The following is a 14,450-nucleotide window of genomic DNA, read 5'->3' as shown; positions in this document are numbered from 1 at the left end:
ACCGGCAATGGCTTGAAAATTTCGACGTTAAATTTGGTCTGGAACGGATTGATTCGAAAAATTCGATGGTCAAATTAGGCTTGAAAATGGCTTAGATGGGAGTTTTCGCGATGCGTTTAAACTAGAACTGATGGCGTCAAACGTCCCGCAGAATAGGCAGAAACAAGTTGTCCGCATTCCGCGAGTCTGTACGACGTAGTTTTGACCAGCACGAATCGGCTGGTGTTCGGAAAAGCTGACGCCCGAATTAATGTGAGCGTGACCAAATTGTGAGCGGACGCGCTTTGGGGTGTTTCCCTAATAGGATTATGGCGGTGGGGGTGCTATGCTGAAATTAATTAAATTATTGGAAAGGAGTGCCGTCATGGCCAAGTTTAATTTTACATTGAATGCTGCGCGGATGGACGCGAGTGGGCACTATGACTTTCAAAATGTCTTTGAGTTTCCCGATTTTATCGAAATGCGGCCGACGTTGCGGGCTGCCGTACGAACAGTCGCGCGCGAGGCGTTTGACCAACCCGTGTTGCCCGTTAAAGTCGAACGAATGACCACCTCGCTGGAAGAACAATTAGAGCGCGAAACCCGCAAGTATGAGCGCCAAGTGGGGGTTTATGAAAACCAAAAAGGGGAGCGTAATCAGCTCGTTCGGTTGTTCACCCACGTGTTACAAGTCATCAGTCGGACGGATGACATCACCGAAGAACTTGAGGACATTATTTACGCGGTCAACCAGACCCGGCTGAGTTTGATTGGCTTACCAGATCTGGAAGGCACGGGTGAACTGTATGACGCTGACCGTGACCGGGAGCTGATTCCGGGAACCTACTATCATTTTGTGACTCAGTTGTTAGTCAAGCCCTATTTGCGGGATGTAAATGGCGAGCTGGTTCCCGAAAACGTGACGGCACCTGGGCGGCATTTGGTCGTGCGGATGACGACTTATGCTTATCGAGACTGGGATGCATATCTGGTACATGAATACGATGAACAGCATTTGATCAAAAATGAGAAGGGCCTGACCAACGCCGACTACTACGATAAGTTGGAAGCCGTCGAATTGAAATATGCCGATCATATCTATTCAGAAGTATTAGCGGATACGTACCAAGATTTCATCAAGATTTTAGTACCAGACCAGTTGCCGCGCTTTGAAATCATGTCGAGTGACTTGCGGCCGTTATTGGCCAAAAATCCGGGCTTGCGAATCCGACTGGCAGCAATCGTTAACCGTAATTTTAAACTCGATGCGCAGGGCTATGAACACGTGATGGATGCACCGCTAAAAGAAATTAAGCAGAAATACCAATTTTATCGGGAAAACTTTTAGCGAACTTTTAATGAAGGGGGCGGTGCAAGATGGCCGTTGATGCACAGTTAGGAACTGAAGCATTTGAAAAAGTTATTTTTATGTTAGACGTGGTCCCAACCGCGAATAATATCCAGGAATTTGCGCTGCAGGGCAATCTGTATCCAGAGCCGATCGACGAGACGGCGTGGGCGCTGCCGGGATATTTATCGGATGATTATAACGTCTTCTTGGTATTTGCGCCCAACGTCTTAAATCACTGGACAGTCACCTGCGCACAAGTCAAGATTGAAAATGGGCATGACATCACCGAGATGAGTAACGTGGTCCCAACTGGAACTGGGATGAACGCGATTGCCCATGCTAGCAAAGCTGGGGCGATTGAACTGTTGGCGTACTTTAAGACGCTGGAAGCAAATGGGCTCGGGCACTTTGATGATGAAATCTGGAAGTATGTTGAGTGAAATTTGAGTAGCTGAATTTTAATAAATAGTCGTTGTGGAACTGGCCCGTGATTGGTGGTTCTATGGCGACTATTTTTAGTGAAAGACTGCTGCTTTACCGCATTCAGATGAAACTTTTTGTCCCGTTATATCAGGATGTCCAAGTGGGTGTGTTGTCACTGAATAGATTTCTCCTTGAGGAGTGCGTTACGGGTTGGCACGTCAGAACATGTCAGGACCTGATCAGTTGCTCATCAGACGATATCGGTCCTATATCCAGGTAAATCATAGGTGTCCTCGACAAGCAATCATTAGAAATTCTTAGCAAATTCCCAAGCACAAACTATTTTACCTTCTTTGACTAATTTGATAAACTTAGGATAAGAAAGTTGAGGTGACTGATTGAGATGGCTAGTCATAGGCAAATGATTGACAAACTAGTGTGAGGAAGTTGCTAGCGCCGTATGCGTTAGTAACGATTCACTAACTCAATTTTAATCTTAACTCGGGAAACGTACGAGTAGTCAATTTTAGGTGAAAGAGGGATTCTATGAACAATTTTCAAAATGACCCACAACCACGGACCATTAATACGCAAGTTGGGCTCCGTAGTTTCTTAACAAAAATGTATGGGTTCATGACGGTTGCCGTGTTGGTTTCAGCCTTGACCGTTTACTTATCAATGACCATGTTCCAGGCGCAAATTTACGCTGCCTTCAATGCTCATCCAATCATGGCGCTGGTCATTTTCATTGTCAGCATGTTCGTCATGATTGGCGGGATTCAAGCCAATGCAACGCGTAATCCAGCAATGAGTTTTACCTTGCTGATGCTGTTCTCAGTGGTCTTTGGGGTCGAAATGTCGATCATCTTATCCTTATACACGGGTGCGGTGATTACCGGGGCCTTCGTTGCTGCTGGTGCAGTTTTCGCCACGATGGCTGTCATTGGGACGACCACTAAGCGTGATATTTCACGGATCGGTAGTCATCTGATTGCCGCATTAATTGGTTTGTTTGTGGCTTCCATTGTTAACATGTTCTTACAAAGCGCCATGATTAGTTACATCTTCTCATACATCGGTGTCTTGATTTTCGCCGGTTTATCCATGTGGGATGCTAATCGGATGCGAGACATGTATTTACAATATGGTGACCAAGTTTCATCTACTGGTTTAGCCGTTACCGGGGCCTTACAACTTTATTTGGACTTCGTTAACTTATTCTTATACTTCGTCCAAATCTTCGGTGGCTCAAGCCGCGACTAATCACTAACAGAATAAGCTTCAAATTAGACACGCTAGCCCGTTCGGTTAGGGTGTCTTTTCGTTAGTATGTCGTTTGGGGCCAGCTGGTGGTTATGAGTTGCGTTGCATAATTACTGAAACATGCGTCAATATGCGTTGTGCTAGTTATTATTTAGCATAAAAGCTGATTGAAACGTGCTAGTTGGATTGTTGTTCGTCAGCGGAGGCGCGCCCTATTCCGACCTCCGGGGCTGGCTGACAACGCCGGAACAGGGCGGACATCGATTTGAACTCACGCAGAAAAGCACTGCGCAATTTCAAATACGAGTCTTCTTCTAGCCCGGGAAGGCCACCCGGACAAGAAGAATTTCGCGCTTGAGCATTGTCAGCCAGCCCCTCCGGTCGGGAACCCACTCGAATGGCGGATGAACTGCCACCTATCTGGGTGCAATTGGCTAATGAATATTAGGTGACTGGTCCTTCAGACAAACCTTTTTAATTGGTATCGATGATGGCTAAAAAACTCATCGAAATTTTCAGGCCAAGATTTTGTCGAGCGGACCTAATCGAAACTGCTTTGTTGGTGAATGACTGGATTACTGATTGCAAAGCATTAACGACTAATTAATATTTAGCCTTATTCGAAGACATATCGAGTAAAGGATAGTAATCTGGACACTCCTGTATCGACGACACTAGACGATAGACTAATGACTAAGAAAAAGTTTTAGACAAAACAAATCTAACAGTCAGATAACAGCTGTACTGTTTGATATGAATCAGTGATCAGTCTTTAAAAAAGTTGGGTCCGCACATGTCCGCCTTTCGACTACTATCCAGGCTGGAAGGTATTCTGGGCAAGGCCAAGTGGTGAAATTTCACTTAGCAAGCGTTTTTGGCTTGGTTAGTGAAAGACCAGTATTTAAGACGTGGGCTGTCGGCTTAAATCTGTGTCCACCACGTTCCGGCCATTGCACAGAATGCCTGGAAGCCGGTGTAGGAAGCATCTACTACAGCAAGTTTACGGTAACTCGCACTGTTTCCAGCGGGTCCCAGCTGGCAGCACTTGAACTTAGAAAATGGCACGTTTTAATCATGATTCATAACACACAATGCGTGTCAATGTTCAAAGTCAAAGGCGGCCAGCTCACTAACGAACAGAAAATCTATGATTTGCTGGGTTTTCAGTGGGCCGAACTCCCGTTTTAGGTGATTGTTTGGTACAATTATAAGGGTAAACCACTTGTTAGTGGACCACATACCGGTCGCAAAATCAGTTTGATGCAAAATGACTGATAACACTGATGAGCATTGCATGATATCGATAACTTAAAATTAAGAGACGGGGAGCAAACCAATGGCAAAAAAATTATTACTGATTGATGGTAACAGTGTGGCGTTTCGGGCGTTCTTTGCCTTGCATAACCAACTGGAACGGTTCGTAAATCCGGATGGCTTGCATACAAACGCTATTTATGGCTTTAATACCATGCTTGACCACATGATCAAGGCCGTGGACCCCACTGATATGCTGGTGGCTTTTGATGCGGGTAAGACCACGTTTAGAACTGCCATGTATGATAACTATAAGGGGGGCCGCGCCAAGACCCCAAGTGAGTTCTCTGAGCAGATGCCATATATTAAGCAATTATTGGACGCTTATGGCATTAAACATTATGAATTAAAAGATTATGAAGCCGATGATATTATCGGGACGCTGGCTGGTCAGGCTGATCAAGCTGGCTATACGACGACAATCGTTACTGGTGATCGTGATTTGACCCAGTTGACGACGGAACGGACGACGGTGGCAGTGACCGTTAAAGGGGTTTCAGAAGTTGAACGCTACACCCCAGAACACGTTACAGAAAAATTAGGCATCACGCCGGCACAAATCATTGATATGAAGGGGCTAACGGGTGATACTTCAGATAATTATCCTGGTGTGACCAAGGTCGGCGAGAAGACAGCGCTGAAATTGCTGAAACAATACGGGTCGATGGAAGGTATCTATGAAAACATCGATGCGATGAAGGCCAGCAAGATGAAGGAACATCTGATTGAGGACCGCGAACAGGCGGCTCAAGCCAAGGTGCTCGCAACCATCAAGCGGGATGCACCGATTGAGGTTCAGTTGTCAGATTTGACCTATAATGGCCCTGATTTGGACCAGTTGGCCGCGTTCTATCAAACGATGGATTTTCAGTCATTTTTGAAGAAGTTGCATCTGCAATCTGACGAACCAGCAACACCAATCGAATACACTGTTTTGACCAAAGACAATTTGGATGAATTACAACAATTCACGACCAATGTCGACTTCTATCTTGAAATGCCGACACCAAACTACCACACCTCCGCCTTCGCTGGTTTTGCGATTGGTGCGGATGGTCATTGGTATATTAGTCGTGATGTTGAATTGCTGATGCAACCCGCAGTCAGCGAGCTTTTGACTAGCGATACGCTGACCAAGGACGTTTTTGATATGAAACGAACGATGGTTGGGCTGAACCGTTTGGGCATCCAGCTTGGTAAAGTTGATTTTGACCTATTACTCGTTTCATATTTACTAGACACCAATGATAACAGCAACGACCTTGGTAGTCTGGCGGAACAACACGGCTACACTGACTTGCCAAGTGACGAGACCGTCTACGGCAAGGGTGTCAAACGTGCGATTCCTGAAGATGATGACGTGTTCTTCAGTCATTTGGCACGAAAATTAGCGGCGATCGCTGATTTGAAACCGCGCTTGTTGAAAGAACTCGCGGATAATGAGCAGGCCCAACTCTACGATGATATCGAAAAGCCAATGGCGACGGTGCTCGCTCAGATGGAAATTGCCGGCATTACCGTTGATAGCAGTCGCTTGAAGGCGATGGGTAGTCAGTTTACTGAACGCCTGAGTGAGATCGAACAGACCATCTATCAAGAAGCCGGTGAAGAGTTCAATATCAATTCACCCAAGCAATTGGGCCACATTTTATTTGAAGAAATGAAGTTACCAGTCATTAAAAAGACGAAGACCGGTTACTCGACCGCCGTCGACGTGTTGGAAAAATTAGCACCAGAAGCACCAATCGTCGCGAATATCTTGCAGTATCGTCAAATTTCAAAGATTCAATCAACCTACGTGGTGGGCTTGCTGGATGCCATTCATTCCACGGACCAAAAAGTGCACACGCGTTATCTCCAAACGTTGACGCAAACCGGCCGCTTGTCCTCAGTTGACCCGAACTTGCAAAATATTCCTGTTCGGCTCGAAGAAGGGCGTAAGATTCGGCAGGCGTTCGTTCCGAGTCATGACGGTTGGCAGATCTTCTCATCTGACTATTCACAAATTGAATTGCGGGTGCTCGCCCATATTACCGGTGATGAGAACATGCAAGCGGCCTTTAAGGAAGGCGACGACATTCATGCCGCCACAGCGATGCGGATCTTTAATTTGAAATCCGCTGAAGACGTGACACCTAATATTCGTCGGCAAGCCAAAGCGGTCAACTTCGGTATCGTTTACGGCATCAGTGACTATGGCTTGTCACAAAATATTGGTATCAGTCGTAAGCAAGCGCGCAGCTTTATTGACGCTTACTTCAAGGAATATCCAGGTGTCAAGCAGTACATGGATGATATTGTCAAATCGGCAAAGGAACAAGGCTACGTTGAGACAATTTCTCATCGTCGTCGCTATTTGCCAGACATTAATTCGAAGAGTTTCAACCAACGCTCGTTTGCCGAACGGACGGCCATGAACACGCCAATTCAAGGTAGTGCGGCCGATATTATCAAAATTGCGATGATCAAGATGCAAGCCGAGTTGAAAAAAGCTGGTTTGAAAGCAACCATGCTTTTACAAGTTCATGATGAATTGATTTTTGAAGCACCAAAGGAAGAGATTCCAGTTTTAGAAAAATTAGTACCAAGCGTGATGGATTCCGCCGTGAAGTTAGCCGTACCGTTGAAGGTCGAGAGTCACTACGGTGATACTTGGTACGATGCAAAATAGGGGGAACCACCATGCCTGAATTACCAGAAGTTGAAACGGTTCGTCGTGGGTTGAATCGGCTCGTTAAGGGTGCCACGATTGCTGATATTGACGTCTATTGGCCCAAAATCATCAATAATGACGTGGCTTTATTTAAAGAACGACTGATTAACCAGACGATTCAAACCATCGACCGGCGTGGCAAATATTTATTGTTCCGATTTAGTAACGGTTTAACGATGGTGTCACACCTACGCATGGAAGGTAAGTACAACGTCGTTCCGCGTGGTGAAGCGCGCGACAAGCATACGCACGTCGTTTTTCATTTAACGGACGACCGGGACTTGCTGTATAACGATACCCGTAAATTTGGGCGGATGACGTTGGTGCCGACTGGTGAGGAGCTGTCGGTGGCTGGGCTACGCACGATTGGGCCGGAGCCGGTCGCTGACCAACTGACCTTGGCTTATCTGACTGCGACGCTTGAACATTCCAAGAAAATGATCAAGCCGCTCTTACTGGACCAGAGTAAGATTGCGGGCATCGGCAATATTTATGCGGATGAAACGTTGTGGATGAGCAAGATTCATCCGATGCGGCCAGCTAATTCGCTGACAGCCGATGAAATTGCAACGTTGCGCGACAATATTATTACCGAAATGGCATTAGCCATCAAAGGACACGGAACGACGGTACACTCGTTCTCAACGGCGTTTGGTGAGGCCGGTCAATTTCAGAATCACCTGCATGTCTATGGTCGTGAAGGCGAACCTTGTGAGCGGTGTGGCACGATGATTGAGAAGATCAAGGTCGCGCAGCGTGGGACACATTTCTGTCCCCTTGAACAACGATTGTAGGTGATCACCGTGACGAAATTAATCGGGTTGACCGGTGGAATTGCGACTGGAAAATCAACCGTTTCTAAGTTATTAGCGCAGTATTTACCTATCGTGGATGCTGACAAAATCGCCTGGGCGGTCGAAGGACCAGGACAACCCACGACGCAGAAAATCGCAGCTAAGTTTGGGCCGGACGCATTATTGGCGGATGGTTCACTCAATCGCCCATGGCTTGGTCAGTTAGTTTTTAATGATTCGGCCGCCTTGCAGGATTTGACGGCCATCACCAGTTTGCCGATTCAATATGCGATGTTTGAAGCCATCGTTGCGGCAGGCCAGTCGAATCCAACGGCGATTATTCTAGACGTGCCGTTACTCTATGAGAGTGGCTGGCAGAATATCTGTGACCAGGTTGTCGTCGTGACTGCACCACCGGCCATCGTACTAAAACGCTTGATGGCGCGCAACCAGCTGTCAAAGCAAGCGGCCCAGGCACGAATTGCGAGTCAGCTGCCATTGGCGCAAAAGGCCGCGTGGGCGGACGTGGTGATTGATAACGGTTCAACCGTTGATAAAACTGAAGCCGCCGTGTTAAAATGGCTAGAAACTATGACTGTTTAATAAAAATAATTGTGACTTGTTACAAGGGGTGTGAAAGCTATGCAATGTCCACATTGTCATCATAATGGCTCCCGTGTGGTTGACAGTCGACCGACTGATGACGGTCGCGTCATCCGGCGTCGGCGGGAATGCGAAAACTGTGGTTTCCGATTTACGACGTTTGAACGGGTCGAAGCGACCCCGTTATTAGTGATCAAGAAAAATGGTGCCCGTGAAGAATTCAATCGTGAGAAGGTCTTACGAGGGATTATTCGCTCCGCCGAAAAACGCCCAGTCAGCATGGAAACCATGACTGGGGTCGTTGATGATGTTGAAAATAAAGTCCGGTCGCTGGGTGAAAATGAAATTTCTAGCCAAGTGATCGGTGAGTACGTGATGGAACAACTCGCGGATATTGATGAAATTTCTTATATTCGCTTCGCTAGTGTTTATCGCCAATTCAAGGATATGCACGTCTTCTTGAACGAACTCCAAGATATGATGGAACGTGACAAGGTCAAGTTGGCGAAACCGTCAGCGAAGACCGAGCACGCGCCAAAACGTAAAAAAGATTAGGTCAAAAGAATGGTGAACAAGATGCCAAATGAAGAACCATTGACGCCCAAATCAGGACTGGTGGTCCCACAAGCCCCAGCGTTGAGCGCCGCCCAGCAAGCGGTTTTAGCGGAGCTGTATTTACCGTTGATCGGGCCACTGGCATATAGTTTGTATGCCGCGCTGCGAAGCTTACAAAGCAGTGAAAACGAACTGAGTAATCGTCGTAGTCATGCGGAATTGCTAGGAATTTTGAACGCCGATTTACCGACCGTATTGGCAGCACGTCGTAAACTAGAGGCGACGGGGCTGTTACGGAGTTATTACCAACAAGATGAGCTCGGCACTTTGTATATTTATCGCTTGCAGGCACCGCAACTAGCCTTACAATTCTTTGCGGATGACCTGTTGAGCGTTTTATTACTCGATACCGTGGGTGAATTACGCTACCAACAGTTGGCTAGTGATTTTGCCACGCAACCGGTGGATCTGACGGCGGCAAAGGACGTGACGGCTAATATCCTCGAGGTATTTCATATTGATGGTCATAAAGTCACGACCACGCCACGCCCTGTCCAGCAGGTGCGGGCACAGCTGGCTGCCAATGAGCCAGCTGAAGATCAATCACCAGTACTCAGTGATGATGACTTCGATTGGCAATTATTAGGTCAAATCTTGAAGCAAAATTACGTTGACTTGAAACAAGTGGCTAGTTCGCGCCAACTTATCGTTACGGAAAGTCGGGTTTATGGCATCAGTGAGATCGAGATGGCCAAGCTGATCAGTGAAGTTGCCAGTTTGACGACTGGACAATTTGACGAGAACCAGTTGAAACTGTTGATCGCACGCCGGTATGAGCGGCCAACCACGCCAACTCGGACGACGACAAATGAAGCAACGACCGATCAGTCGACTAAACCAACCACTACGGCGGCCAATTCTAGTAAGGCAACCCGGCAGCCAGCTTCAACGGCACAACTTTCTAAGGCGGAACAGCAACTGGTCGATGTTGCGAAGCAGGCCGCGCCGTACGATTTTTTGGCGGCGGTGAAGGCAGAAAAGCACGGCTTTGTGACAAGTGGTGAAAATCGGCTGGTCCATGACTTGATCAGTAGGGGCGTGTTACCGAATTCGGTCATCAACATCGTCATTTATTACTTGCTCCAAAACCGGGAGTTGGCTGCGCTCAATCGAAGTTTGATAGAAACGGTCGCCAATGACTGGCAACAACATGGCGTCAACACGCCAGAAGCGGCGTTGGCCTACTTGAAGCAACGTCAGCGGCCGAAGACCTCGACACCGCGGCGTAAGTCGAATGCCCGGCCAACCCGCAAAGAAGTGATGCCGAAGTGGGCCCAGAAACAACAGGCCGGCGAAGCTCAGCCGGACAAGCCCAACAAGCAACTGTCGGAAGAACAACGCCAGCAATTAGCGGCACGACTCGCCAAGCTCGAGACAAATTCAGAAAAGGAGGACTAAAGCATGGAGAATATCTCAGAAACACTCCGGACGTTAATGAATCGCAAAAATTTGAATCATCGCTATGAGGCGTTAATGACGACCGTGTATCATGATCCAGATGTTCGTCAGTTTTTAGCCGCTCACCAGGATGAATTATCTGCGGATGCTTTGGAACGCTCTGGTGCCAAATTATATGAATTTTGCGAAGAAAAACGCAAGCTCGCCCGGCATGAACCGACGCAGGCACCGGGCTATCAGCCGACATTGGTGATGAGTAATCATCTGATCGACATTGCTTATCAACCAACGCCGCAATTACAAGAACAACAGGCAGCCCGAGCGCTACAACAACGAGTCCGGTCGATCAGCATGCCCAAAAGCATTCAAACGGCCGATTTAAAGTCGTATGATCAAGACGGCGACCGCGCGACGGCACTGGTGGCAGCGCTGGACTTTATTGATGCTTACACGCAAGCCCCGAAACGGTTTCATCGCGGTCTTTACCTGTATGGGTCGTTTGGCGTCGGCAAGACCTATCTGCTCGGTGGGATGGCGAATGAACTGGCCGCCCGCGGCTTCAATACGACATTGATTCATTTTCCAAGCTTTGCGGTCGAAATGAAGCGGTCCATCAGCAACAATACGTCTGCTGATAAGGTCGATGCGATTAAACGGGCGCCAATTTTGATGATCGATGATATTGGCGCCGACGCGTCGTCCACTTGGATTCGCGATGACGTGCTTGGGGTGATTTTAGAGTACCGGATGCAAGAAGAGTTACCAACCTGTTTTTCATCGAACTTTTCAATGCAAGAATTACAGGACGGTTACTTAACGATTTCGCAAAAGGGTGATGAGGAACCAGTCAAAGCCCAGCGAATCATGCAACGGGTGCGCTACCTCTCCAGTGAGATCGAAATGGTCGGTCGCAATCGGCGCTTGAATCCAGATGGTTAAAATCAAGAGTTGACTTTTAAGTTAAAAGTGGTTTAATGAAAACAGATGCAAAAGACACGCTTCGTTTATCATGGCTCACAGAGACCAAGACCTTGTTCTGGAAGTCTTGGACCGGATTTATGAAGATACCACTTTTGTGAACATGCTCAATTGAGCCGGAACGCTTCCGTTATTAGCGCTAATGAGTCAGTGTCTTTTGTGATACTGAAAAATCGGGTGGAACCACGTCAATGACGTCCCTAATGTTAGTTCAGTCTGGCATTAGGGACTTTTTTGTCGTCCCGGCGCGGTGTTTTGGTGAGTGGGTAAATTTTAAGGAGAGTGTCAAGTATATGGCAAGTATTAATGTTAAGTTCCCAGATGGTGCTGTAAAGCAATTTGATGCCGGCGTAACGACGGAAGCAATTGCTAAGTCAATTAGTCCTTCATTGGCTAAACGGTCGGTTGCTGGTAAGTTCAACGATCAGATCGTGGACTACCGCCAACCACTGACAACCGATGGTAGTATCGAAATTATCGCTGCTGATAGCGAAGACGGCCTGAATGTCTTACGGCAAACGGCTGCCCAAGTATTGGCTAATGCGGTCAAGCAACTCTTCCCAAGTATTCATTTTGGGAGTGGTGAAGGGAATGCCAACGGTTTCTTCTTTGATACCGACAACCCAGACGAAGATGGTAAGCAAGTAAGCGAAGATGATTTGGAAGCAATCAGTGATAAGATGGCTGCAATCATCAAGCAAGACTTACCAATCGAACGCGAAGTTTTGTCGAAGGCGGATGCGCTTGCATTAGTTGGCGACAATCCTTACCAACAAGACTTAGTTAACGAACGGGCTGCTGAAAACGATGGTCAAGTCGTGGTTTACAAGCAGGGCGATTTCGTTGATTTATCAGATGGTGCCCAATTAGCCTCAACTGGTAAAGTCAAAGTCTTCAAGTTATTGTCCGTTGCCGGTGCATACTGGCAAGGCAAGTCCAGCAATCCAATGTTACAACGGATCTACGGGACGGCTTTCTTGAAGCAAAAAGACTTGGATGCTGACTTAAAGCGGCGTCAAGAAGCACGTGAACGCGATCACCGGGTCATTGGTAACGAATTAGACTTATTCTTCGTTGATCCTAAGGTCGGCAACGGGCTACCTTACTGGATGCCAAATGGTGCCACGATTCGTCGTCAAATCGAACGTTACATCATCGACAAGGAAGTTGCTAACGGTTACCAACACGTTTACACACCAGTGCTTGCTAACTTAGACGTTTACAAGCAATCTGGTCACTGGGACCACTACCGTGAAGACATGTTCCCACCAATGGACATGGGTGACGGCGAACAATTGGAATTACGGCCAATGAACTGCCCATCACATATTCAGATTTACAACCATCACATTCGCTCATACCGTGAATTACCATTGCGGATCGCCGAACTTGGGATGATGCACCGTTACGAAAAATCCGGGGCCTTGACTGGGTTATCACGGGTTCGTGAAATGACCTTGAACGATGGTCATACATTCGTTGCGTTGGATCAAATCGAGGAAGAATTCAAGAAGATCTTGAGTTTGATGGTTGAAGTATACGAAGACTTCGATATTTCTGACTACCGCTTCCGTTTGAGCTATCGTGACCCTGAAAATACTGAAAAGTACTTCGATGACGATGCAATGTGGGAACGGAGCCAAAAGATGTTGAAATCTGCCATGGATGACATGGGCTTGGATTACTTCGAAGCTGAAGGGGAAGCCGCATTCTACGGTCCTAAGTTAGACGTTCAAACGAAGACGGCCCTTGGTGGTGAAGAAACCTTATCCACGATTCAATTGGACTTCTTGTTACCAGAACGCTTCGATTTGAAGTATGTCGGTGCTGATGGTGAAGAACACCGTCCAGTGATGATTCACCGTGGCTTAGTTTCAACGATGGAACGCTTCGTGGCTTACTTGACTGAAATGTACAAGGGTGCTTTCCCAACTTGGTTGGCTCCTAAGCAAGTTACCATCATTCCAGTTAACAACGGTGCACATGGCGCCTATGCTGAAACGGTTCGTCGTCGCTTAGCCGCTGAAGGCGTTCGGGTAAGTATTGATGACCGGAACGAAAAGATGGGTTACAAGATTCGTGAATCACAAACGAAGAAGGTCCCATACTTGTTAGTTGTCGGTGACCAAGAAGTTGCTAACGGTAGCGTTTCAGTTCGGAAGTACGGTGAAGAACGGACGGAATCAGAAGCTGTCGACATGTTCATCGGGGCAATCACGCAGGAAATCAAGCGTTACAGTCGTGGTGCCAGCAAATAATTAAGGACTAATGACATCAATGTAGATTGATGGGTTGACAAGGGCGGTCGTTCTTGTTAATATATTGGAGTTGAGAAAAAAAGCAGAAGCACCCGCTTCTCGCCTTGGTAACCAGAGTTATCGGGCAGATGAACGATGAATTGATTCCCATTAACGGGGTTGAGCGGGCGTATTATGCGCCCGCTCTTTTTGTGAATTTCTCTAAAATTTTTCGGAGGTGAATTACCATAGCTAAGGATTCAATGGTTAATGACGGCATCCGTGCTCGCGAAGTACGTTTGATCGCCAGTGATGGTGAACAATTAGGTGTCAAGTCACGACAAGAAGCAATGCAGATTGCTGAAGACGCTAGTTTAGACCTAGTATTGGTTGCGCCGAAAGCGAAGCCACCCGTTGCCAGAATTATGGATTATGGGAAGTACCGTTTCGAGCAACAAAAGAAGGAACGGGAAGCCCGTAAGAAGCAAAAAGTGGTCAGCATCAAGGAAGTCCGCTTGAGCCCAGCTATCGACACCAATGACTTTAACACGAAGCTGAAACATGCTGAAAAGTTCTTGTCAAAAGGTGACAAGGTTCGCGTCTCCATCCGGTTTAAGGGCCGTGCCATTACCCACAAGGATATTGGTCGCCAGGTCTTGAATCGAATGATCGAAGCCACTAAGGAATTTTCGACGGTTGAAGCCTATCCTAAGATGGACGGCCGGAGCATGTTCTTAGTGCTAGCACCAAAAACAGATAAGTAATTTCTAGGAGGATTATTG

General features: G+C 47.2%; 11 protein-coding genes and 1 other annotated feature. All 11 genes read left to right on the top strand.

Annotation, left to right across the window (positions count from 1 at the left end; genetic code table 11):
• The first annotated feature begins 364 nt into the window (after nt 1-364).
• The 11 genes from MZO40_RS03920 to infC all read left to right on the top strand — a co-directional run bounded on the left by MZO40_RS03920 (nt 365) and on the right by infC (nt 14,432).
• Complete coding sequence (locus MZO40_RS03920; RefSeq protein ID WP_088769645.1) at nt 365-1,327, top strand: hypothetical protein; 963 nt, start codon at nt 365-367, stop codon at nt 1,325-1,327.
• A gap of 29 nt (nt 1,328-1,356) precedes the next feature.
• Nucleotides 1,357-1,770 (top strand): hypothetical protein, encoded by a 414-nt coding sequence (locus MZO40_RS03915; RefSeq protein ID WP_003638516.1) that lies wholly within the window; start codon nt 1,357-1,359, stop codon nt 1,768-1,770.
• A gap of 529 nt (nt 1,771-2,299) precedes the next feature.
• Nucleotides 2,300-3,016: a Bax inhibitor-1/YccA family protein gene (locus MZO40_RS03910; RefSeq protein WP_003638517.1), complete on the top strand. Its 717-nt coding sequence runs from the start codon at nt 2,300-2,302 to the stop codon at nt 3,014-3,016.
• Between the two features lie 1,336 nt (nt 3,017-4,352).
• Entirely contained in the window at nt 4,353-7,001 is a 2,649-nt protein-coding gene (gene polA / locus MZO40_RS03905) for a DNA polymerase I (protein WP_105920876.1), read from the top strand.
• An 11-nt stretch (nt 7,002-7,012) separates the two neighbouring features.
• Nucleotides 7,013-7,837: a DNA-formamidopyrimidine glycosylase gene (gene mutM / locus MZO40_RS03900; protein ID WP_101873644.1), complete on the top strand. Its 825-nt coding sequence runs from the start codon at nt 7,013-7,015 to the stop codon at nt 7,835-7,837.
• 9 nt (nt 7,838-7,846) lie between these two features.
• Nucleotides 7,847-8,440, top strand: a complete 594-nt coding sequence (gene coaE / locus MZO40_RS03895; RefSeq protein ID WP_050338863.1) for a dephospho-CoA kinase — start codon at nt 7,847-7,849, stop codon at nt 8,438-8,440.
• 39 nt (nt 8,441-8,479) lie between these two features.
• Nucleotides 8,480-8,995: a transcriptional regulator NrdR gene (nrdR, locus tag MZO40_RS03890; RefSeq protein ID WP_050338834.1), complete on the top strand. Its 516-nt coding sequence runs from the start codon at nt 8,480-8,482 to the stop codon at nt 8,993-8,995.
• A gap of 21 nt (nt 8,996-9,016) precedes the next feature.
• Nucleotides 9,017-10,453 carry a replication initiation and membrane attachment family protein gene (locus MZO40_RS03885; protein ID WP_122217968.1) on the top strand — a complete coding sequence of 479 codons (1,437 nt, stop codon included), beginning with the start codon at nt 9,017-9,019 and terminating at the stop codon, nt 10,451-10,453.
• Nucleotides 10,454-10,456: 3 nt separating this feature from the next.
• A complete protein-coding gene (dnaI, locus tag MZO40_RS03880; protein ID WP_050338832.1) occupies nt 10,457-11,392 on the top strand; it encodes a primosomal protein DnaI in 936 nt (311 codons plus the stop codon).
• A gap of 332 nt (nt 11,393-11,724) precedes the next feature.
• The gene (gene thrS, locus MZO40_RS03875) at nt 11,725-13,689 is read left to right on the top strand and encodes a threonine--tRNA ligase (RefSeq protein ID WP_056952390.1); all 1,965 of its coding nucleotides are present in this window, start codon (nt 11,725-11,727) and stop codon (nt 13,687-13,689) included.
• A 74-nt stretch (nt 13,690-13,763) separates the two neighbouring features.
• Nucleotides 13,764-13,887: a sequence feature (ribosomal protein L20 leader region), on the top strand.
• Between the two features lie 23 nt (nt 13,888-13,910).
• Nucleotides 13,911-14,432, top strand: a complete 522-nt coding sequence (infC, locus tag MZO40_RS03870; protein WP_031267356.1) for a translation initiation factor IF-3 — start codon at nt 13,911-13,913, stop codon at nt 14,430-14,432.
• Nucleotides 14,433-14,450 lie beyond the last annotated feature (18 nt).

Origin of the sequence: Lactiplantibacillus sp. B652 (assembly GCF_023806745.1) — a bacterium.
GTDB lineage: Bacteria > Bacillota > Bacilli > Lactobacillales > Lactobacillaceae > Lactiplantibacillus > Lactiplantibacillus pentosus.
Note: the sequence above shows the minus strand (reverse complement) of the source record. Positions and strands in the feature narration are given on the sequence as shown.